Origin of the sequence: Azospirillum agricola (assembly GCF_020005195.1) — a bacterium.
GTDB classification, from domain to species: Bacteria; Pseudomonadota; Alphaproteobacteria; order Azospirillales; family Azospirillaceae; genus Azospirillum; species Azospirillum agricola.
This window is the reverse complement of record NZ_JAIFZR010000004.1, coordinates 1,085,755-1,107,500: the sequence shown is the minus strand read 5'-3', so window position 1 is coordinate 1,107,500 and position 21,746 is coordinate 1,085,755. Positions and strand designations below refer to the sequence as shown.

The following is a 21,746-nucleotide window of genomic DNA, read 5'->3' as shown; positions in this document are numbered from 1 at the left end:
AGGGGTGAAAGGCCAATCAAATCAGGAAATAGCTGGTTCTCCGCGAAAGCTATTTAGGTAGCGCGTCGGATATTGCTCCGGGGGGTAGAGCACTGGATGGGCTAGGGGGGCGCGAGCCTTACCAAACCTAACCAAACTCCGAATACCCGGAAGCACAGTCCGGCAGACAGACGGTGGGTGCTAAGGTCCATCGTCGAGAGGGAAACAGCCCAGACCGCCAGCTAAGGTCCCCAAATCACGGCTAAGTGGGAAAGGATGTGGGAAGGCCATGACAACCAGGAGGTTGGCTTAGAAGCAGCCATCCTTTAAAGAAAGCGTAATAGCTCACTGGTCTAGTTAAGCCGGCCTGCGCCGAAAATGTATCGGGGCTCAAGCCGTGTACCGAAGCTGCGGATGTGATCTCAGATCACGTGGTAGCGGAGCGTTCCGTAAGCCTGCGAAGGGTGTCCGTGAGGCCGCCTGGAGGTATCGGAAGTGAGAATGCTGACATGAGTAGCGACAAAGAGTGTGAGAAACACTCTCGCCGAAAGTCCAAGGGTTCCTGCGCAAGGTTAATCCACGCAGGGTGAGCCGGCCCCTAAGGCGAGGCCGAAAGGCGTAGTCGATGGGAACCACGTTAATAGTCGTGGGCCAGCGGGTGTGTGACGGATGGGAAAGCGTGTGCGGCCTTATCGGATTGGCCGCGCTGGGGACCCGTTCCAGGAAATAGCCCCCGCATCAGACCGTACCCCAAACCGACACAGGTGGACAGGTAGAGCATACCCAGGCGCTTGAGAGAATGGTGTTGAAGGAACTCGGCAAATTGCCCTCGTAACTTCGGAAGAAGAGGGCCCCGTTCGTGCGCAAGCATGGGCGGGGGGCACAGACCAGGGGGTGGCGACTGTTTACTAAAAACACAGGGCTCTGCGAAGCCACACAAGGCGACGTATAGGGTCTGACGCCTGCCCGGTGCCGGAAGGTTAAGAGGAGGGGTGCAAGCTCCGAATTGAAGCCCCGGTAAACGGCGGCCGTAACTATAACGGTCCTAAGGTAGCGAAATTCCTTGTCGGGTAAGTTCCGACCTGCACGAATGGCGTAACGACTTCCCCGCTGTCTCCAACACCAACTCAGCGAAATTGAACTCTCCGTGAAGATGCGGAGTTCCCGCGGTCAGACGGAAAGACCCCGTGCACCTTTACTACAGCTTTGCAGTGGTGCTAGGGATCTCATGTGTAGGATAGGTGGGAGGCTTGGAAGCATGGGCGCCAGCTCGTGTGGAGCCAACCTTGAAATACCACCCTTGAGGTCTCTGGCATCTAACCGCGGCCCGTTATCCGGGTCCGGGACCCTGCATGGCGGGTAGTTTGACTGGGGCGGTCGCCTCCCAAAGTGTAACGGAGGCGCGCGATGGTGGGCTCAGAGCGGTCGGAAATCGCTCGTCGAGTGCAATGGCATAAGCCCGCCTGACTGCAAGACTGACAAGTCGAGCAGAGACGAAAGTCGGCCATAGTGATCCGGTGGTTCCATGTGGACGGGCCATCGCTCAACGGATAAAAGGTACGCCGGGGATAACAGGCTGATGACGCCCAAGAGTCCATATCGACGGCGTCGTTTGGCACCTCGATGTCGGCTCATCACATCCTGGGGCTGGAGCAGGTCCCAAGGGTTCGGCTGTTCGCCGATTAAAGTGGTACGTGAGCTGGGTTTAGAACGTCGTGAGACAGTTCGGTCCCTATCTGCCGTGGGTGTAGGAGTTTTGCGAGGATCTGTCCCTAGTACGAGAGGACCGGGATGGACGCACCTCTGGTGCACCGGTTGTCACGCCAGTGGCATGGCCGGGTAGCTAAGTGCGGACGGGATAACCGCTGAAAGCATCTAAGCGGGAAACCCACCTCTAAACCAGACCTCCCTTGAGAGCCGTGACAGACCATCACGTCGATAGGAGGCGTGTGGAAGGGCGGCAACGCCCGAAGCTAAGCCTTACTAATCGCTCGATTGGCTTGATCCCTCACCGACAAAGCGCGCCGCGCGCAGCGGCAAGCCCGCTTCAAGCCCAGACGGCAAACGCCGTTTCGATCCTCAAAACACGTCACTTGCACGACAGCGCGAACGCGAAACGCTCCGGTTGGACGAGACGTCCGGTTCCTGTGCCTCGGTGACCTGGTGGTCATGGCGAGGTGACAAACACCCGATCCCATCCCGAACTCGGCCGTGAAAAGCCTCTGCGCCGATGGTACTGCGTCTTAAGGCGTGGGAGAGTAGGTCGCCGCCAGGTCTCCAAGGCACAGGGTCAAAACCAGACATCACAAAACTCTCCAAACCAAACGCTTCCGAAAACGCGCGCCATCTTCATCGACTGCACAACACCATCACCAAAAGCCCGGCTCGTCTGCGATGAGCCGGGCTTTTCGTTGTTGGCCGATCCCAGGATCGGTGTGGTCGCGCTTGTTGAATCTGCAACGCGCCCGTCCAGCCGGCGAATTGGCGCGTGCCGTAACCTTGTCCTGGGCGCTTTTGCCACTTCGGCTTGCCCATGCTCATCGGGGCTGGCGTTCGGGATCGGGATGCCGGGAGGCGCGGCCGCCCCCATGCTCATGACCGCCATATCCGCGGCTTGCTAATCTTTGGTGTCACCGTCCGCCGCCGGTGGAGTGCCGGTCGTCGTCGCGGGTGCCGTGTCGCGGCCTTACCCGCTCTGCGCAAGTCGGAAGGGTCCAGGCATCGATCGCCCTGGAGTCGCGCCAGAAGTCGCGGTGGATGCGGTGGGCCTCGTCGATGACCATTTGTGCCTGTTTCATGAGCGTGCGATGCCGGCGCTTGAGAAGTTTGCAGTCCACATCGTCCAATCGGCGGCCTGCAACCGTCTTCACAGCATCGAGGAGCGGTGCGCGCGTTGGTTGTTGGAGCGAAAGGTCCAAGGCCTTTCCCTCGAAGACGCGGTCGGGTGAGCCTTCCAGGTGCCAGTGCATCCGCATCCGTGCCGTTTCGCCGTCGCGGGCTCCGACCGCCTCGAGGATGCCGGGAAGCTCGTCGAACACTCCGGTCAGTCCGGCGTTGGGGCCCACCAGCGGCACGCCGTGGAATTTCATGCCGACCGCGATCCGATCCTTCATCCGCCTGCTGTTCGCCGGGGTGCTCGCCGGGACCAGCCACGAGGCGATCCAGGCCGCCGACGGCGCCGAGGCCCTGGCCCGCCTGTCCCGCGACGTCGGCGCCATCGTCACCGACGTGATGATGCCGAAGATGACGGGGGCGATTGGATGACGACGGCACGCGGCCGTACGAGGTTGGTGAAGATACCGGTGATCTTCATGAGCGCTTTGCCATTGCTGGTGACCGCAACTTCCCTTGCCAGCTTTTTCCTGGCAAAATCTTTTACCGCAGACCGGCTGGTGGATGCTGTGCAGCGGTCCCTGGGCAACTGGCCCCAGGAATGAATGTCCCCAACCTCCTGGTGTTGAATGTCCACGATCAAGGCCCGCCTCCTGATTGCACTCGGCGCGATCAGCTTTCTTCTTCTGGCGATCTCACTGACCGGATGGATTGCGTTGAGCCAGTCCAATCAAGGAATCAGTGATGTCTTCAACCACCGTGTCGTTCCGCTGCGGGATCTGAAGGTTACCTCCGACCTGTACGGCCTGAACATGGTGGACACCGCCCACAAGGTCCGCAGCGGCACGCTGACCTGGGAGCAGGGCGTCCAGTCGATCGATCAGGCCGTCGCCGAAATCGGCACGCGGTGGTCGGCCTACATGGGCACCGACATGGCCGATGACGAGAAGCGCCTTGCCGCCGAGGCGAAGCAGCGGATGGACAAGGTTCGGGGAAGCGTCGAGACGCTGCGCGCGCTGTTCCAGACCAGGGACAAGGCGGGCCTCGACCGGTTCGTCTCGACCGAGATGTATCCCAGCTTCGACCCGATCACGGAAGCCATCGGCCGTCTGGTGGAAATCCAGCTCGACGGCGCCAATCTCGATTACACCGCGTCGCAGGAAACCTACGCCCGCTCGCGCTGGATCCTCGGGACCGGGGTGCTTCTCGGCATCGCGGCGATCGCCTTTGCGCTGTTCACGACGCTCGGCCGTGCGATCCGGCCGCTGAACGGCATCGCCGCGCGGATGGAGCGGCTTGCCAAGGGCGATCACGGGATCGATGTCGAGGGGGCGGAGCGTCAGGACGAGGTCGGAACGCTCGCCCGCGCGCTTCAGGTCTTCAAGGAGGCGGCCATCGCCAACCGCCGGCTTGAAGAGGAGCAGCGGGTCGAGCAGCACGCCAAGGAGCAGCGCCAGAAGCGGATCGAGGGCTTCATCACGTCCTTCGATCGGACGGTGTCGAACGTCCTCGGCGGTGTGGCGTCGGCCTCCACCGAGCTTGGCCGGACGGCCGAGGGCATGGCGTCGCTCGCCAGCCGGACCAACCAGCAGGCCACGGCATCGGCGGCGGCGGCCGAGCAGACCTCGGCCAACGTGCAGACCGTCGCCGCCGCCACCGAGGAGATGGCCGCGTCGATCCAGGAGATCAGCCGCCAGGTCGGCAAGTCCAACGAGATCGCCGCGACGGCGGTCACCCAGGCGCACGCGACGACCGGCACGGTGCGCGGCCTGGCCGAGGCGACCGGGCGCATCAACGCCGTCGTGCAGTTGATCCAGGACATCGCCAGCCAGACCAATCTGCTGGCGCTGAACGCCACCATCGAGGCGGCCCGCGCCGGGGAGGCCGGCAAGGGCTTCGCCGTCGTCGCCAGCGAGGTGAAGGCTTTGGCCAACCAGACGGCCAGGGCGACCGAGGAGATCGCCGCGCAGATCGCGTCGGTGCAGGCGGCCACCCAAAGCACGGTGGGCGCCATCGAGGGGATCGGCGGCACGATCACGACGATGAACGAGATCGCCGCGACCATCGCGGCGGCGATCGAGGAGCAGAACGCCACGACCGGCGAGATCACCCGCAACGTCCAGCAGGCCGCCCTGGGCACCGAGGAGGTCAGCGGCACCATCGCTCAGGTGAACCACGCCGCGACGGAGACCGGCACCGCGGCGACGCAGGTGCTCGGCGCCTCGGGCGAACTGTCGCAGCAGGCGGAGACGCTGCGGCGCGAGGTCGAGACATTCCTCGCCAGCATCCGGGCGGCCTGACCGCCGATCGCCACGAGCGCGGCAACGGCGACGGTGGCTCGTCCCGCAGGCGGACCGAGTTCCAGGGGCAAGCTTCGCGTCGTCGAGCCCGGCGTCCCAGGAAGCCGGGGCCGGGCTCGACGGCGCCTGTTCCGATCATGCGGCGGCGCGTTCCGTCTCGGATGCCGCGTTTCCCACCACCTGGGTCAGGACGCGTTGCAGGTCGGTGACGTTGCCGGCCACCTCCACCGTGCCCAGGCTCATCTGCTTCGCCTGCATTCCGGTCTGGATGGCTTCCTGCGAAACGTCGTTGATGCGGAGCGAGACCCCACGCGCGACGCTGGACGCCTCCAGGACGTTGCGGCTGATCTCCTGGGTGGCCGCCGACTGCTCCTCCATCGCCGCGGCGATGGCGCCGGAGACCTGATCGATCTGGGCGATGATGCCGCCGGTCTCGCTCACGGCGGCGACCGCCATGCCGGTTATGGCCTGGATTTCCTCGATCTGGCGCGCGATCGTCTCCGTCGACCGGGCGGTCTGGTTGGCGAGTTCCTTCACCTCATGCGCGACCACGGCGAAGCCTCTGCCGGCGTCCCCCGCGTGGGAGGCTTCGATGGTGGCGTTCAAGGCCAGCAGGTTGGTCTGGCTGGCGATGCGGTTGATGATGCCGACCACGTTGCCGACGCGCCCCACCGCATCGGACAGCTTCTGGATCCGCTCCTGGGTGTGTTCGCCGATTTCCACCGCCCGCCGGGTCAGGTTGCTGGAATGCGCGATCTGGGCGGTGATCTCCCGGATGGACACGGAGAGTTCCTCGGTGGCGGACGCCACCGTCTGGGCGCTGTCGAGCGCCTGGCCGGCCGCGGCCGACACATCCTGGGCGGTCGCGACGACGCGCTCCGCCGATTTGGCCATGCCGTCGGCGTCGACGGCCATCGACCCGGTGCGGTGCACCACCCGCAGGACGGCGTTGGCCGCCTCCTGCTCCACCATCTTCGCCATGTCGAGGGTCATCTGACGCTCCTCTTCGGCCTGCCGTTGGCGTTCGGTGCGCTCTTGGTTGGCGTAGGCGAGCTTGGCCTTGACCGCCCGGAGCTGCGACCCGCTGCGCGCGAATTCCAGAATGTCCGGGTAAGGCATCGCGGACAGCAGGTCTCCGCGCGCGATGGCGTCCAGATGCCGCTCGACCTGCCGCTGCGGGCGCTGGACGCTCCTGAGGATCAGGGCGCAGGCGGCGGTGGCCATGACGAGGCACAGCAGCAGCAGGGCCGACACCAGAAGGACGCGCCGGTTCAGGTCGTCCGCCTCGGCCTCGAACAGGCTCCTGCCGTGCGGCACCTGCAACGCCGCCAACTCGCCAAGGGTCGCGTGCGCCGCCTCGAAGAGCGGAAGGGCGGTGTCCTGGAGATGGCGCGCGGCCGCCTCGGCCTGTCCGGCCCGCGCCAGCTCCGCGACCTTTTCCAGCCCCTGCGTCTCCAAGGCGCCCGCCTGATCGGCGAGCCGTGCCGCCAGCGATCTTTCCCGGTCCGTTGCCGCCGCGGCTTCGATCGCCCGCGCATCACTCAGCCAGGTGATGCCGGACCGCATCGGCGAAAGCCGCGGGTCGGGGCCGGTGGCGCCGTTCTGGCGGCCGATGAGCGGCAAGGCCACCCCCCGCATGTCGTCCTGCATGCGGTCGCGGAGGGCGGCGATCCGGCTGAGCTGAACCACGCCGCGGTCGTAGAGCGAGTGCAGCGTCTGGTTGGCTCCGGACATCCCCGACAGACCGATCCCGCCGACCGCGCCCATGGAGGCCAGCGACAGCATCGAGGCGACGACCAGCTGCCCGCTGACGCTGGCCATCCTGGCCTTCAGGCGGGTGGTCGGACTGCGGCGGACAAGATGCCCGTCCACCAGCTCGTACTCCCCCCGCGTTCCGGAGCGGAACTGGCGATAGACCTCTTCCGCACGGTCGATCTCCTCGCGCGAGGGCTTGGAGCGGATGGAGATGTAGCCCGTGATGGCGCCGTTCTCCGCGACCGGCGTGACGTTGGCCTTGACCCAGTAATGGTCGCCGTTCTTCGCCCTGTTCTTGACCAGACCCTCCCACGGGCGGCCGGCCTGGATGGTCTTCCACAGATTGCCGAACGCTTCCTGCGGCATGTCGGGATGGCGGACGAGGTTGTGGGGCGAATGGATCAGCTCCTGTTCGGTGAAGCCGCTGATCTCCACGAAGGCCTTGTTGACGAAGGTGATCCGCCCCTTCGTATCCGTCCTCGACACGAGAAGCGTGTCCGCCGGGAAGTCGACTTCGCTGTTGGTTACCGGAAGGTTTCTGCGCATGGCGTTGGATCCTGGCTTCTTGCGGGGCTGCGTTTCCGCCCTGCCTCCCCAAGAGCAACGAACATGCCACTAGGTTTCTTGATGTCTTTGGCTATTTGACGTTGTACGTCGCGTCAAAATCATGGTGAATTCATATATTTTTATGATTATTCTTTCTCCTTGATGGATGTCGAGACACAAGAGCATTTGCAAAATGCGTTTCCGTTTTGGTTTGCATTTTCGAAACGCTCCATATCGAACGGGTTCTGTCATTTCCACTTTGCACTTCGAATGTTTCCGGTTTGTGGAAACATTGATCCAAATCGGAGGGCGGGACGGATCGGACGTGCTGTGATCGTCGATTGTGCGTCCCGAATAATTTATGCTTTCCCTTTCCTTGCGCGCAGGGGCCAATTCATGGAAGCGGCAGCCTGTCCATGGCCCGCAGCCATCGCCCGCCGTCAGCCCGTGACGGGCGCCGTTCCCTCCAGCGCATCAAGTGTCCGGGCCAGCAGATCCTCGAGGCCGGCCACGAGCGGCCGTGCCTCCTCCAAGCAGGCGGCCTTCTCGATCTCCGCCGCCACGGCGCCGAGACGCTTGGCTCCGACGTTCCAGGCCATGCCTTTCAACGAATGCGCGACGCGGCGGTGTTCCACCTCGCCGCCGTCCAGCGCACGGTGGAGCGTGACGATCTGCTTCCTCGCCGAGGCGGCCAGGCCGTCGATGGCTTCGCGCCACCCTTCCGGGCCCAGCACGCCGGCGATGGATTCGCTCTGCTCCCGATCGATGAGCGATTCCGGGCCGGGCGGGGCGGCCGGCAGCGCCTCCGCCTCCGCCTCCCGGCCGCACAGGGCCGCCGCCATCTCCCGCCACAGGACGTTTGGGCGGACGGGCTTCGTGACGAAGCCGTTCATGCCGGCGGCCAGGCATTCCGACTGGCTGCTCCTGGACGCCTGGGCGGTCAGCGCGATGATGGGAATCCGGCTGTTCCGGTTCTCCAGGCCGCGGATGCGGCGCGTGGCTTCCAGCCCGTCCATCCCCGGCATCTGGACATCCATCAGCACCAGATCGATGTCGGTTTCCTCCGCCATGCGGACCGCTTCCCGGCCATCCGACGCGATGAGGACGCTGTGGCCGCCGCGTTGGAGGAGCCGCCTCACGATGTCCCGGTTGACCGGATTGTCGTCCACCGCGAGCACCCGCAAGGGGGGAAGCGCGGGCGGCGGCGCGGCGGCCTGCGCGGCCCGCTCCCGGTCCGTCCGTTCCTGCGGCGTGGAAGCCAGACAGGTGATCGAGAAGGTGAACAGGCTTCCCTGGCCGGGCGCGCTGCGGACGCCGATGCCGCCCCCCATCGCGGCGCAGAGTTCCTTGCAGATGGCGAGCCCGAGCCCGGTTCCGCCGTAACGGCGGGTGATGGAGCTGTCGGCCTGGGTGAAGCGGTCGAACAGGGTCGCCGCCGCCTCCGGATGCAGGCCGATGCCGGTGTCCTCCACCTCGAACTCCAGCCTGAACCGCCCGCCCTCCAGATCCCCACCGCGCCGGACCCGCATGACGACGTGGCCGGCCTCGGTGAATTTGAGGGCGTTGCCCACCAGATTGCAGAGGATTTGCCTCAGCCGCGCCGCGTCGGTCATCACCGCGTCCGGCACGGACGGCGCCAGCTCGACCGACAGCGCGATGCCCTTGTCACGGGCTCCCGGCTCGAACAGCTCGAGAACGGTTTCCAGGACCTGCGCCGGGTCGCAGTCGGCCTCCTCGATCGTGATCCGTCCGGCCTCCAGCTTCGAGAAGTCGAGGATATCGTCCAGCAGCCGCAGCAGGGTTTCCGCGGAGCGCCGCGCGACGGTGGCGAGATGCCGATGTTCGGGCGCGAGGTCGCCGTCGCCGAGCAGGGCGAGCGTTCCGAGCACGCCGTGCATCGGCGTGCGGATCTCATGGCTGATGGTGGCCAGGAACTGGCTCTTCATGCGGTTGGCGTGCTCGGCGCTGTCGCGGGCCTGACGCAGGCTGTCCTCGATCTGCTTGGTCTGGGTGAGGTCCCTCAGGATGCCGATGAAGCAGTCGCGGCCGTCGCTGCGCCAGCCGGACAGGGCGATCTCGACCGGCACGGTGGCGCCGTCCTTCCGCCGGATCGTCAGCTCGCGCTGCTCCATGACCGGCGACGCATGGCCGGCCGCCCGGCAGCGCTTCAGGAGGTCCAGCGGGATGGAGCGGTCGGGCTCCGGCATCAGCAGGGCGATGCTCCACCCGGTCACCTCCTCCTCCCGGTGACCGAAGAGGCGCTCGGCGGACGGGTTGAAGCCGATGATGGAGCCGTCCTGGTCGGTGGTCACGATGGGCTGCCCAACGGCTTCGAACATGGCGCGGTAGCGATGCTCGCTGGCGGCCAGCGACCGCTCGGCCCGGTGCCGCTTGGTGATGTCGGCCCCCGAGCCGCGATAGCCCCGGAACGTCCCGGCCTCGTCGAACACCGGCTTGCCGCTGACCGACCAGACGCGCGTGCCCCCGGCCGGCTCCAGGCAGGTGAACTCGAAATTGCGGAAGGGCCGATGCTCCTCCAGGCAGCGCCGGTGTTCCCGCCAGAACGCCTCGTCGCCCGGCTCGCGCAGGGCGATCTCGTCGCGCCGGCGGCCGAGAAAGGCCGCCTCGTCGGCCTCCTGCCCGTCGATGGGGCCGGAAACGCTGGTGAAGCGGAAGTCGGTGTCCATCTCCCAGAACCAGTCGGAGGCGGTTTCCGCGATGTCCTTCAGCTTCTGCTTGTTGGCCCGCGACTGCCGGATGGCCTCGTCCAGCGCCCGCTTGATGCGCTCCTGGACCAGGCTGTGCCAGGTGACCAGGCTGGCCAGGACGAGAAGCAGGACCGACGCGCCGGTGGCGCCGAGGACGTAGGCGCGCTGCCGGGTCCAGGTCTCGGCCATGAAGTCGGTTTCGGCGAAACCGGCGGCGACCACCAGCGGATAGGCCGTCAGGGTGCGGTAGCTCATCAGGCGGGTCACGCCGTCGATGGGGCTGGTGGTGCGCAGGAACCCTTCCGGAGCCTCCTGGACCGCCTTCTGGAGGCCGCTGGAAGGAGGAAGGTCACGGCTGAGCATCTCGTTGGTGAGGATGTTGCGCGCCCGCAGGATGCCGTCGCGTCCGAAGATGACGATCACGCCATGCTCGCCGACATCGAGATCGTCGAAGATCCGGCTGAAATAGAACGGGTCGAGCGAGGCGACGATGATGCCGTCGAACGTGCCGTCCGGAGCGTCGACCCGGCGGCTCAGCTGGATCGACCATTTCCCGGAGGCGCGCCCGAACACCGGGCGGCTGATGAACAGGCCCTTGTGCGTCCCGTCCTTGTGGACGCGGAAATGCTCCCGGTCGGACAGGTTCACCTTGGCCGGCGCCCCCTCGACGCTGGTCTGCACCAGGTCGCCGTTGCGGTCCGCGTGGGCCAGCTGGAGCAGCAGGTCGGATTCCAGGGATGCGCTGCCCATCAGGTCGCGCAGCAGCGTGTCCTCGCTGTGGCGGTGCTGGAGGTCGTAACCGACGACGTGGAGGACGCGGTCGGCGCTGGAGATGGCGCGGGTGGTCTGCTCGGCGATGATCCGCGCCAGGTTGGCGGTGTCCCTTTGCGCCCGCTGCATGGCGTCGTGCTGGTCCCGTTCGGACAGCACCCAGGTCGCGCACCAGGTCGAGGCCCCGAGAATCAGGGTGGCCAGCCACACCACCAGGATCAGCGTCCTGGAGCGCGCGGGATCGGTGGCGGAGCCGCTTCCGCCGGTCGCGGCCGCCGGCATCGGCCGGCTGGTCGCCGGGGAGGGAAGGGGGGCTGTGGTCGGCATGGTCGGTGTTCCGGTGAGGGGCGGCGTGTCGCGGACGGGCGAGGGGGGCGTTTTCGGGGCCGTCCGGTCAGGCCCGGGCCAGCAGTTCCGGGGAGGCGAGAAAGGTCTCGACCACGGCACCCCACCGCGCCACGAAGACGGCGACGCAGGAGGGGTCGAAATGGCTGCCGCTGTTGGCGAGCAGGAAGGCCCTGGCGTCCTCCAGCGGCCAGGCGGGCTTGTAGGGGCGGGGCGAGGTCAGGGCATCGAACACGTCGGCGACGGCGACGATGCGGGCCGCGAGGGGGATGGCGTGGCCGCCCAGGCCTCTCGGGTAGCCGGAACCGTCGAACTTCTCGTGGTGGGCGTGGGCGATCTCGGCCGCCAGGCTGATCAGCCCGTGCGTGCTGTTGCACAGGATGGAGTGGCCGATGACCGGGTGCTGCCGCATCACCAGCATCTCCGGTTCCGTCAGCCTGCCCGGTTTGAGCAGGATGGAGTCGGGAATGCCGATCTTTCCGATGTCGTGCATCGGGGCCGCCTGGACGAGCGTGCGGCGCTCGTCGGCGTCGAACCCCAGCCCGTCGGCGATCAGGCCGGCGTAGGCGGCCATCCGCTCGAGGTGTCCGCCGGTTTCCGGGTCCCGGAACTCGGCGGCGTGGGCGAGCCGGCCGACCAGTTCCTGGGCCTGCTGGCGCAGCAGGGCGGTGGCGTCGTCGACCTGGACGCGGAGCATCGCCGCCTGGTCCTTCAGCAGGCGCTGTCCGGTGCGCAGCCGCAGGAGATTCTGCGCCCGGACCAGCAACTCGGGAACGATGATGGGCTTGGTCAGGAAGTCCGTGCATCCGCGCTCCAGGGCCGCCACCCGCAACGCGACGGAGGTTTCGGCGGTGATCATCACAACCGGGACGTCGGCCAGATGGCGCTGCTCCCGGATGCGCTCCAGCATCGCGAGCCCATCGAGCTCCGGCATGACCTGGTCGATGAGGATCAGGTCCGGGGTGTTTTCCTGCAACCAGCCGAGGGCCTCCATCGGGCTGGTGACGGCGACGGGCTCGGCGGCGTCGATGCGGCGTATGACGGAACTCGCGATGAGCAGCGCCGTGGCGTCGTCATCGACCAGCAGAACTTTCATGATCGGTCCTCCTTGCGAAGGGATCGCGGGACGGACGCAGATTGCCTCGCTGCCTGAGAGGCGTATGGGTCCTGTCGGCGGTTTGCACGGCACGCGGAGTGCCGCTCCCTGATTGAGCCATCCCGCAGCAAGACCCGTGCCAATTGTTGCGGCCATGCGGGGACGGTGCGGACGGCGGCCGACCGGAACCACCAGCGGCGGTCAGGAAGCCGGCATGACGTCCCGAGTCTCGCGAACCGCGTCCATCTCGGCCAGCAGGCGGACGTGCTCCCGCGCGACGAGCGCCGCGTCCCCGGACTGGCAGGCATGGCACAGCGCCCGCGCGGCCTCGACGATCCGGGCGTAGCCGAACATTCCCGCCGAGCCGATCAGCCGGTGGGACTCCTCGAACAGCGCGTCCGGGTCGGTGTCCGCCGCGGGGAAGGCGGCGCGCACGCTCTTCAGCCAGTCGAGGAACAGGGATTGCAGCTCGTCGACCTTCTCCTGGCCGATGCTGGACACCATGGCATCCTGCATGCCCCGGTCGATCAGCGACGGCTTCGCCGCGGACTCCGGGGCGTGTCGCTTTTCAAGCCCGTGCCTGACCGTGGAGAGCAGCTCCTTGGGGAGAAAGGGCTTGGCGAGATGCCCGTCCATGCCGGCCGACAGGCAGTCCTCGATGTCGCTCTGGAAGGTGCTCCCGGTCAGCGCCCAGATCGGAACGCGCGCGTAGGCGCCGCCGAGCGCGCGGATGGCCCGGGTCGCCTCGATTCCGTTCATCACCGGCATGTGCGTGTCCATGAGGACGAGATCGAAGTCATGGCGCTGGATCGTCTCGATGGCCTCCCGCCCATCCAGGGCGGCGACCACCGTGTAGCCGCTTCTTTGCAGGATCGTCTGCGTCAGGAAACGGCCGACGCCGTCGTCCTCCACCAGCAGGATCCGTTCCTTCGGCCCCTCCTCCTCCGAAGCCGGGGCCGTGGCGGCCACGGGGCTCCGCGCCGGTTCCTTGGCCTCGTCGAAGGGAATGGCGAGCCAGAAGGTGCTTCCCTGACCCGCAACGCTCTCGAAACCGACGCGCCCCCCCATCCGTTCGGCGAGCAGCTTGCTGATCGACAATCCCAGGCCCGTCCCGCCATACTCCCGCGCGATCGCCGGGTTCGCCTGCGCGAAGCGGTTGAACAGCCGTTCCTGCTGGTCGTGAGCGATGCCGATGCCGGTGTCCCGGACCGCGACTTTCAGAAGGATGCGCCCCTCCCCGTCGCGCTCCTGTCCCATCGACAGCCGCACCTCGCCGTGCGTCGTGAACTTCACCGCGTTGCTCAGGAAATTGTTGATCACCTGTTGCAGGCGGGTCGGATCCCCCCGAAGCCAGCGGACCGCGCCGGAGGTTTGGCCGATCGCCAGGGCGAGCCCCTTCGCATCGGCCATCGGCCTTGCCAGGGCCATGGATTGCTCCAGGATCGCCAGGACGTCGAAGTCGACGGATTCCAGCTGGATGCCGTTGGCCTGGATTTTCGAGTAATCCAGAATGTCGTTGACGATGCCCATCAGCATCCGTCCGGCGCTTGTCTGGCGGGTGACCAGTTCCTTTTGCTGGTCGTCGAGATAGGAGTTGGTCAGGAGTTCGGACAGTCCGATGATTCCGGTCAGCGGCGTGCGCAGCTCGTGGCTGACCATGGCCAGGAGGGCGGATTTCTCGTCGCTCTCACGATGGGCGTCGGCCAGATCGGCCGACAGGTTTTCCGTCGCGGACTCCATGCTGCGGACGTTGCGCCACCCCACCCACAGCCCGAAGGCGATCAGGAGGACAAGCACGCCGCCGCCGCCGAGCAGCAGCCAGCGCATCGAGCGGTAGGAGGCGTCCGCCGTGCTCTGCGGAATGCCGATGACCAGATGCCATCCGGTGTCCTCCAGCGGCATGGTCAGGCTGTAGGCCGGGATTCCGTCCTTCGTGACCACCGTTTCCAGGCCGGTGCGGCCCGCCCGGATGTTCTGCACGATATCGGGCGTGGGAGAGGATCCGACATAGCGGTCGGCGTTCTCGCTGCGCGCCACGATGGTCATCCGGCGGTCGACCAGCGCCGCCAGCCATCCCTTCGCGGCGATCTCACGCAGGAGGTCGTTGAGTATCCAGGGGCTGAGAACCTCGGAGAGGACATACCGGACATTGCCGCCGCGCAGCACGGGAACCCGGATGGCGAACATGCCATTCGCCAGATCCCCGACCGTCGGCCTGCCCGTCTCCCAAACCCGCGTCAGGCTTTCGGTCTCCCAGGTGGACGGCTTCCGTCCCTGCCCCAGCCGGAGGTTGAGAAGCTGCTGGTCCCGATCGTTCAGAATGATGGTGTAGACGGACGACCGTTCCTTCCACGCCAGTTCGGCGGCGGTCCGGAAACCGTCCAGGTCGGCGGAATCCAAGGCTTGCGAAACGGCGATGCCGGACAGATAGGCGAACTCCTGGTCGATGAGCCTCTGCACACGCTCGGACGCCTCCTCCATCTGGGATTTGAGCTGGTCGTGCAGCATCTCGCGCTGGATATGGGACACGAACGCCAGAAGCAGCAGGACATAGGCGGCCAGGGGAAGGATGGACAGAAGCATCCAGCAACGCTTCACGCATTTCCTTTTCAGGATTCCCCAGAAAGAGCGGCGACCGACACCGGAAAGCGCTTCTCTGGCTGTGGGCTGGAGCGTCATGATGGGTCCGCAGTCCTCTTTCCTTGCCACCGACCGATTCAGCCTGTCCGGCTGTCCTCGGATGGAGAGTCCGAAACTGTCCAGGGAATGAGGCCCATGGAATTGCCTCTCAAGCGCCGGCCATTAATTCGTGCACAAATTAATGAATTTCTTAAGGGAGACCACAGAGGAAACCAATTTTCTGACGCAACGCTGAACCAGAGACGCTGAACCAACATAACACGGATGCTATAATTTTATTTCAAACTGAGAATGGCTATGAACTTCTATCAATGATGGATGTATGGATTAGAAGATATCGCGAATGGTTTGTTAAATTTCATTAACAATGATCCTTTCTCTTAATTTCCGATAATTTTATCAGCATCGTTGTCGATCATTCATTTCTCTATCACATAAACCGAATATTAAAGCAAGACCTTGAAGGAATACCCTTTGCCGCAGGGCAGGCGCAGTCGCGTCAATACCGACCTTCGTCGAGGGATCCGTGTCCGGGACCAGGAGCGGCGGCGTGGGGGATGGGCTGGGCCGTCTCCGTGCCGGCACCCGGACGGCTCGCCGCCCCGCTCGCAACCCGTCCCGTCAATGGTTCCGGACAGGACGGGGCATCGGTCGGGCAGAGCGTGGCGACGCCGGGCCATCCACCATGCTGACAGAAATTGACAGCAGGGGAGGCTACGGTCGGTTTCACCGGACAGGGCGCGCCAAACGCCCCGCCGGCACGAACCCATCAGACAGCCAAAGGAAACGCGCCATGCTGAACGTCGATTTCGTCCTCCTGTACGTCGACAGCCCGACCGCGAGCGTCGCCTTCTACACCGACCTGCTCGGGCGTCCGCCGGTCGAGGCGTCGCCGACCTTCGCGATGTTCGCCATGGACTCCGGCCTGATGCTCGGCTTGTGGGCCCGGCACACCGTCGAGCCCAGGGCCGAGGTTCCGCCGGCCAGCAGCGAGATCGCCTTCGTCGTTCCCGACCCCGACGCCGTCCGCAGCACCTGCGCCGGTTGGGCCGCCCGAGGCCTGCCGATCGTGCAGGAACCCACGGCGATGGATTTCGGCCACACCTTCGTCGCGCTGGACCCCGACGGGCACCGCCTGCGCGTCTTCGCCCCGAACGGCCATTGAGCGGCCCTCGAGCGGCCAGGAAAGGGGAATGCCCATGGGAAGCCGCAATTGGATCGCCGTGGCCTCGGCCGAGCATGTCCGGCTCGGCCGCGCCGCGGGGTTCATGCAGGTCTGCCACGGCAAGGCGGCGCCACTGCGTCGCCTTGGCCCCGGCGACCGTGTCGCCTACTATTCGCCGTCGGAGGTGTATCGGGGCAAGGACAAGCTCCAGATCTTCACCGCCATCGGGCTGGTGCGGGAAGGAGGGCCCTACCAGTTCGACATGGGCGGCGGTTTCGTGCCCTTCCGGCGCGACGTGGACTGGCTGAAGGCGCGGGAGGCGCCGATCCGTCCTTTGCTCGACGTGCTCGACTTCACCGGCGGCACGCGCAACTGGGGCTACCAACTGCGCTTCGGCCTGTTCGAGGTCAGCGATCACGACATGCGGTGCATTGCCCGGACCATGGACGCCACCCTGCCCCCGTGAGCCGGCCGGTGCCGGCACGCCGGAACCGCGCCGCTGAAAACGGCGGGGGGATCCGGTCGAGACTGGCGCCGCCACCCGGATCCCGGTAGGAATCGCCTGGAAGGGATGTCTCACCCATGTCGCGCGCCGAACGCCTTCTCGACCTCGTTCAGCTTTTGCGGCGGCACCGCCGGCCGGTGAGCGGACGGGCGCTGGCGAACGAGCTTGGCGTCAGTCTGCGGACGCTCTACCGCGACATCGCCGTTCTTCAGGCCCAGGGAGCGCGGATCGAGGGCGAGGCCGGCGTCGGCTACGTCCTCCAGCCCGGTTTCCTGCTGCCGCCGCTGATGTTCTCCGAGGAGGAGATCGAGGCCCTGGTGCTTGGATCGCGCTGGGTGGCCGGACGGACGGACGGGCGGCTCGCCGCCGCCGCCCGCAACGCCCTCGCCAAGATCGCCGCCGTGCTGCCGGTCGAACTGCGCGACGGTCTCGACGCCTCGACCCTGCTCATCGGGCCGGGAGAGGCGGCCGCGGCGGGCGACGCGGAATTGGCGACGATCCGGCAGGCGATCCGCTCGGAGCGCAAGCTCGTCATTTCGTACCGCGACCGCGACGGGGCGGACAGCCAGCGGGTCATCTGGCCCTTCGCGCTCGGATTCTTCGACCGGGTGCGCGTTGTCGTCGCGTGGTGCGAGCGGCGGGAGGCGATCCGGCATTTCCGCACGGACCGCATCCGGGCGTTGACCGAAACGGAGACGCGTTATCCGCGTCGCCGTCAGGCGCTTTACAAGGCATGGCGCGAAGCCGAGAACATCGCGCCGCAATAGGCCGCGCGGGTCGGCGGGACGATCCGGCGCTTCATCGCGTGGCGCGGGGCGAATGGGCTGGGCCCCGGGGAGAGCGCGGCCTTCGACATCGTTCCGGTCGATCCGGAGCCTTCAGCGCGGCACATACGGCAGATAGGTCATGTCCTCGCCCTGGATGTGGCTGGTCAGCCAGTGGCCGAGGAAGCGGTGAAGCTCCTCGCCCAGGCCGGGGGTGAAGGCGACCATGCGGCGTTGCAGCCCGCGCACCTCGTCGAGCAGCGCCGCGTGGATCCGCCGGTGGTGGTCGAGGTCGGGGTAGCCGCAGCGCTCCAGCAGCGCCTCCTCCCGCGCGAAATGCAGCGCGGTGTAGCCGAGCAGTTCGTCGAGCACGAACTCCACCGCCGTGCGGTCGCCCTTGTTGTCCTCGTAGGCGATCTGGTTGACCAGCGCCAGCAGCACCCGATGGTCGCTGTCGATCGCCGGGATGCCGGTCTCCATTTCCGCGGTCCATTCGATGGTGCGGGCGCCGGCGCGCGCCTCCACCACCTCCAGCAGGGCCTCGACCACCAGCGGGTCGAAATGCCGGCCCGACTGTTCGCGCAGATGCGCCGCCACCCGCTCCGCCGGCCAGGGCTCCTTGTAGGGCCGGCGCGAGGACAGGGCGTCGTAGACGTCGGCCGCGCCGACGATGCGGGCGGCCAGCGGGATCGCCTCGCCGGCCAGACCGTTGGGGTAGCCGGCGCCGTCCCAGCGCTCGTGGTGGCATTCGGCGATGGAGGCCGCCAGGCGGAACTGGACGCTGCCGGCCAGCATCGTCTCGGCCTTGCGCAGGATGGCGGCGCCGCTGGCCGCGTGGGTCTCCATCACCGCGCGCTCCTCCGGCGTCAGCCGGCCGGGCTTCAGCAGGATGGTGTCGGGGATCGAAACCTTGCCGACGTCGTGCAGGATGCTGGCGACCCCGACATGGCGCAGGAGATCGTCGTCGATGCTGCCGGGGTAGTCGCCGCGCGCCCACAGCCGCCGGGCGGTCTCGTGGGTCAGGCGGGCGACGCGCAGCACATGCTCGCCGGTTTCGTTGTCGCGGTGCTCGGCGAGGTCGGCCAGCGCCACCAGCGCGATCTTCTGCGACCGCTCGGCGCTGCGCTCGTCGCGGCGCTGGTCGGTGACGTCCTGGGCCGACAGCGTCCAGCCGCCGCCCGCCAGCGGGGCGAGCGCGAAGGCCGCGATCACGCCGCTGGCCGACGCGTGGTCGTGGAACCGCCCCGGCGATGCGCCGTCGCACGGCAGGCCGAGGAAGGCGGTGACGGCGCCCAGACTGGCGCTGCGCCCACGATCGGCCGCCGGGACCAGCCGTTTCCACAGGGCGTGGAACGCGCCGTTGGCGTGGAGCAGCGCCCCGTCGGGGCCGTAGACCGCCGCCGGCTGGGCCAGCGAATCCAGCAGCGCCGCCACCCCCGTCATGCGGTGCGCCGCACCGGCGCGCGCCCGGCGGCCAGCCGGTCGCGGAGGTTTGTCCCGCTTCGGTTCATCACCCTCGGCATGGCGTGGAAAAACCGGAAACCCCGTCGCAAGTGCCATCGCTCATCGTCGCTCCTGAACGATCGTTTTCCGATCGTACCGATCCATGCGGAGCATAGCGGCGCTTTCCGGGAGTCGCCAGACATTCCCATGGAAAAAATGTGGGAATACGGGCTTCGGCAGGGTCCGCGCGGCTCCCCTTCTCATCGGGGCCGCCGCTCCGGCCTTCCGGAAAGGCGGCCTTGCCAAGTGCGCGCTTGCCTGGAGGCGCGCGCTGCCGCAGGCTCCGGACCAGCACCACCGCTGGAGACCCTGTCGTGCATCGCTACCGGACGGATGCGGCTTGGCTGGGCACCGCCCGATGCCGGAACTGCGCGATACGGGATCTCGTCCTGTTCGGCGATCTGCGCGATCCCGACTTCGGCCTGATCCAGCTCCCCATCGACGAGCTGAGGATCGAGCCGGGCGCCGCGCTCTACCATGTGGGCGAGGATGGTGGGTCGCTCTACACGATCCGCAGCGGCCTGGTGAAGCTGGTGCAATTCCTGCCCGACGGGACGCAGCGCATCGTCCGGTTGCTGCGCCGCGGGGCCGTGGCCGGGCTGGAGGTGCTGGTCGGCCGGCCCTACGAGCACACGGCGGTGGTGTTGCAGGAGGCCGAGGTCTGCCAGCTCCCGCGCGCGGTGGTCGAGCGGCTGAGCAAGGAGACGCCGCGCCTCCATGCCCGGCTGATGGAGCGCTGGTACCAGTCGCTTCACCAGGCCGACGACTGGCTGACCGCGCTGTCGACCGGCAGCGCCCGCCGGCGGCTGGCCCGGCTGTTCCTGAAGCTTGCCGCGGATTGCCCCGGCGAGCCCGTCCGGCTGTCCGGCCGCGAGGATCTGGGGGCGATGCTCGGTCTCGGCATGGAAACGGCGAGCCGGACCATCGCCGAGTTCAAGCGCGCCGGACTGGTGCGCGAGACGATGCCGAACGTCTTCGTCTGCGACGGGCCGGCGCTGGAGGCCGTGGACCGGGAGGGATAGGAGGAATCCGGCCTCCGTTCCGCGCGGTTTGCGGATTCGCAAAGGCAGGGGAGCCGCGGCGGCCTAGCGTGGCGGACAACCCGCAAGGCGGGTCCGACACCAAGGACGAGCGACCATGACCGTTTCCAGCGCCAGCGAGCCGCGCGGCGATGCCGCGCCGCCCGGAGGTTCCCTCTTCGCCGAGCATGCGAAAATCTACCCCAAGTCGGTCAAGGGCACGTTCCGCCGGCTGAAATGGCTGGCGCTGGTCGTTCTGCTGACCATCTACTACGTCCTTCCGTGGCTGCGCTGGGATCGTGGCCCCGGAGCGCCGGATCAGGCGGTGCTCGCCGACATCGCGAACCGCCGCCTGTATGTCTTCTTCATCGAGCTGTGGCCGCAGCAGATCTATTACCTGACGGGCCTCCTGATCCTCGGCGCGGTCGGGCTGTTCCTCGCCACGGCGCTGGCGGGCCGCGTCTGGTGCGGCTACGCCTGCCCGCAGACGGTGTGGACCGACCTGTTCCTGTGGGTCGAGCGGCTGATCGAGGGCGACCGCGGTGCCCGCATCCGTTTGGACAAGGCCCCGTGGTCGGCCGCCAAGCTGGCGAGGAAGGCGGCCAAGCACGCCGTCTGGCTGCTGATCGCGTTCGCCACCGGCGGCGCCTGGGTCTTCTACTTCACCGACGCCCCGACGCTGGTGGGCGACGTGCTTCACGGGCGCCTGTCGTCCGACGCGCTGCCCTTCGCCGCCCTGTTCACCGCGACCACCTACCTGCTGGCCGGGATGGCGCGCGAGCAGGTGTGCGTCTACATGTGCCCGTGGCCGCGCTTCCAGGCGGCGATGGTGGACGAGGACAGCCTGATCGTCACCTACGAGGAGTGGCGCGGCGAGGGGCGCGCGCGTCTGCGCAAGTCCCAGAGCTGGGAGGAGCGCCGGTCCGAGGGGAACGGCGACTGCATCGATTGCGGGGCCTGCGTGCAGGTCTGCCCGACCGGCGTCGACATCCGCCAGGGGCCGCAACTGGCCTGCATCGGCTGCGGCCTGTGCGTCGACGCCTGCGACGACGTCATGGCGCGCATCGGCCGTCCCGGCGGGTTGATCCGTTTCGACACGCTGAACGGGCAGATCGCCCGGAGCGGAGGAGCGACGCCAAGCTTCCGCCCGATCCGGCCCCGCACCATCGTCTACGCCACGATCCTTGTCACCGTCGCCGGTCTGATGATCGCCGGGCTGCTGTTCGGGGCGCGGGTGAGCGTCAGCGTGCTGCGCGACCGGGCGCCGCTGTTCGTCTCCCTGTCGAACGGCGAGATCCAGAACGCCTACACGCTGAAGATCCTCAACATGGTCCGTGCCGGCCGGGACTATCGGTTGGAGCTCGTCGGCATTCCCGGTGCCGAGCTGAGCCTTGCCGGTGCGCCGGAGGGCGCTTCGCGCAGCCTTGCCGTTCACGCGGATCCGGACAGTGTCGCCACCCACCGCATCCTTGTCCGTGCCCGCGCGGAGGCGCTGAAGGGGGCGTCGACGCCGGTGGTGTTCGTCGTAACCCCATTGTCCGGAGACGCCGCCGTTCGGCACGAAACCGTCTTTCTCGCGCCTTGAGCCGCCATGGGCGTCCGCCGGACGGCGGTCGCCGGCGGTGCCCAAGCCGGTTGTCCAAGCCGGCTGCGCATGTTGGCGGTCCATCCCGGCGGTCTCCGCCCCGGACGTCGATGATGCGCCCGATGTCCGCGCCCCTTCACCTGAACCGAAGCTGAACGGGCCGTTCAGGGATGGTTCAAGCGCCCTGCGGCAGGATCGGCGTCATTGGATGACAACGAACCGCAAGGAAGGAC

15 protein-coding genes and 2 rRNA genes (1 of these 17 running past the window's edge) are annotated in these 21,746 nt (G+C 67.0%); 10 read left to right on the top strand and 7 right to left on the bottom strand.

From position 1 onward, the window contains the following. Both JN22_RS13555 and rrf read left to right on the top strand, forming a co-directional pair. A 23S ribosomal RNA gene (locus tag JN22_RS13555) occupies window positions 1-1,987 on the top strand (it extends 756 nt beyond the left edge of the window). 151 nt (window positions 1,988-2,138) lie between these two features. Beyond that, window positions 2,139-2,254, top strand: a 5S ribosomal RNA gene (gene rrf / locus JN22_RS13550). Window positions 2,255-2,269: 15 nt separating this feature from the next. On the opposite strand, the gene JN22_RS13545 is transcribed toward rrf, so the two are convergent. Together JN22_RS13545 and JN22_RS13540 are read right to left on the bottom strand one after the other, a co-directional pair. Next, window positions 2,270-2,575, bottom strand: a complete 306-nt coding sequence (locus JN22_RS13545; protein WP_143268292.1) for a hypothetical protein — start codon at window positions 2,573-2,575, stop codon at window positions 2,270-2,272. A gap of 34 nt (window positions 2,576-2,609) precedes the next feature. Further along, window positions 2,610-3,068: a hypothetical protein gene (locus JN22_RS13540; RefSeq protein ID WP_143268291.1), complete on the bottom strand. Its 459-nt coding sequence runs from the start codon at window positions 3,066-3,068 to the stop codon at window positions 2,610-2,612. Between JN22_RS13540 and JN22_RS13535 the strand changes: the two genes are divergently transcribed. From JN22_RS13535 to JN22_RS13525, 3 genes are read left to right on the top strand one after another with little or no spacing between them, the layout of a single operon-like run. Further along, the gene (locus tag JN22_RS13535) at window positions 3,067-3,243 is read left to right on the top strand and encodes a response regulator (protein ID WP_179166151.1); all 177 of its coding nucleotides are present in this window, start codon (window positions 3,067-3,069) and stop codon (window positions 3,241-3,243) included. The two genes, JN22_RS13540 and JN22_RS13535, sit on opposite strands and share 2 nt — an antisense overlap. Next, the gene (locus tag JN22_RS13530) at window positions 3,240-3,416 is read left to right on the top strand and encodes a response regulator (RefSeq protein ID WP_179166102.1); all 177 of its coding nucleotides are present in this window, start codon (window positions 3,240-3,242) and stop codon (window positions 3,414-3,416) included. Before JN22_RS13535 ends, JN22_RS13530 begins: the two co-directional genes overlap by 4 nt. 24 nt (window positions 3,417-3,440) lie before the next feature. Further along, window positions 3,441-5,111, top strand: a complete 1,671-nt coding sequence (locus JN22_RS13525) for a methyl-accepting chemotaxis protein (protein WP_085554403.1) — start codon at window positions 3,441-3,443, stop codon at window positions 5,109-5,111. Between the two features lie 135 nt (window positions 5,112-5,246). Here JN22_RS13525 and JN22_RS13520 read toward each other — a convergent pair whose 3' ends face one another. The 4 genes from JN22_RS13520 to JN22_RS13505 form a co-directional block, all read right to left on the bottom strand. Then, the gene (locus JN22_RS13520) at window positions 5,247-7,412 is read right to left on the bottom strand and encodes a methyl-accepting chemotaxis protein (protein ID WP_085554402.1); all 2,166 of its coding nucleotides are present in this window, start codon (window positions 7,410-7,412) and stop codon (window positions 5,247-5,249) included. 440 nt (window positions 7,413-7,852) lie between these two features. Beyond that, entirely contained in the window at window positions 7,853-11,218 is a 3,366-nt protein-coding gene (locus JN22_RS13515; RefSeq protein ID WP_223677705.1) for a PAS domain S-box protein, read from the bottom strand. A 67-nt stretch (window positions 11,219-11,285) separates the two neighbouring features. Next, window positions 11,286-12,332, bottom strand: coding sequence for an HD domain-containing phosphohydrolase (locus JN22_RS13510; protein WP_085554400.1), 1,047 nt, complete (start codon window positions 12,330-12,332; stop codon window positions 11,286-11,288). Window positions 12,333-12,533: 201 nt separating this feature from the next. Next, on the bottom strand, window positions 12,534-14,915 hold the full coding sequence (locus JN22_RS13505) for a hybrid sensor histidine kinase/response regulator (RefSeq protein ID WP_179166150.1): 2,382 nt from the start codon (window positions 14,913-14,915) through the stop codon (window positions 12,534-12,536). 850 nt (window positions 14,916-15,765) lie between these two features. On the opposite strand from JN22_RS13505, the gene JN22_RS13500 reads away from it, so the two are divergent. The 3 genes from JN22_RS13500 to JN22_RS13490 all read left to right on the top strand — a co-directional run bounded on the left by JN22_RS13500 (window position 15,766) and on the right by JN22_RS13490 (window position 17,409). Next, window positions 15,766-16,137 carry a VOC family protein gene (locus JN22_RS13500; RefSeq protein WP_085554398.1) on the top strand — a complete coding sequence of 124 codons (372 nt, stop codon included), beginning with the start codon at window positions 15,766-15,768 and terminating at the stop codon, window positions 16,135-16,137. Between the two features lie 28 nt (window positions 16,138-16,165). After that, complete coding sequence (locus JN22_RS13495; RefSeq protein WP_143268290.1) at window positions 16,166-16,603, top strand: EVE domain-containing protein; 438 nt, start codon at window positions 16,166-16,168, stop codon at window positions 16,601-16,603. Between the two features lie 116 nt (window positions 16,604-16,719). Next, window positions 16,720-17,409 carry a helix-turn-helix transcriptional regulator gene (locus tag JN22_RS13490; RefSeq protein ID WP_085554396.1) on the top strand — a complete coding sequence of 230 codons (690 nt, stop codon included), beginning with the start codon at window positions 16,720-16,722 and terminating at the stop codon, window positions 17,407-17,409. A gap of 111 nt (window positions 17,410-17,520) precedes the next feature. On the opposite strand, the gene JN22_RS13485 is transcribed toward JN22_RS13490, so the two are convergent. Then, window positions 17,521-18,849, bottom strand: coding sequence for a bacteriohemerythrin (locus JN22_RS13485; protein WP_085554395.1), 1,329 nt, complete (start codon window positions 18,847-18,849; stop codon window positions 17,521-17,523). 374 nt (window positions 18,850-19,223) lie between these two features. On the opposite strand from JN22_RS13485, the gene JN22_RS13480 reads away from it, so the two are divergent. Continuing rightward, window positions 19,224-19,931, top strand: coding sequence for a Crp/Fnr family transcriptional regulator (locus tag JN22_RS13480; RefSeq protein WP_085554394.1), 708 nt, complete (start codon window positions 19,224-19,226; stop codon window positions 19,929-19,931). Between the two features lie 115 nt (window positions 19,932-20,046). Continuing rightward, the gene (gene ccoG, locus JN22_RS13475) at window positions 20,047-21,513 is read left to right on the top strand and encodes a cytochrome c oxidase accessory protein CcoG (protein ID WP_085554393.1); all 1,467 of its coding nucleotides are present in this window, start codon (window positions 20,047-20,049) and stop codon (window positions 21,511-21,513) included. Window positions 21,514-21,746 lie beyond the last annotated feature (233 nt).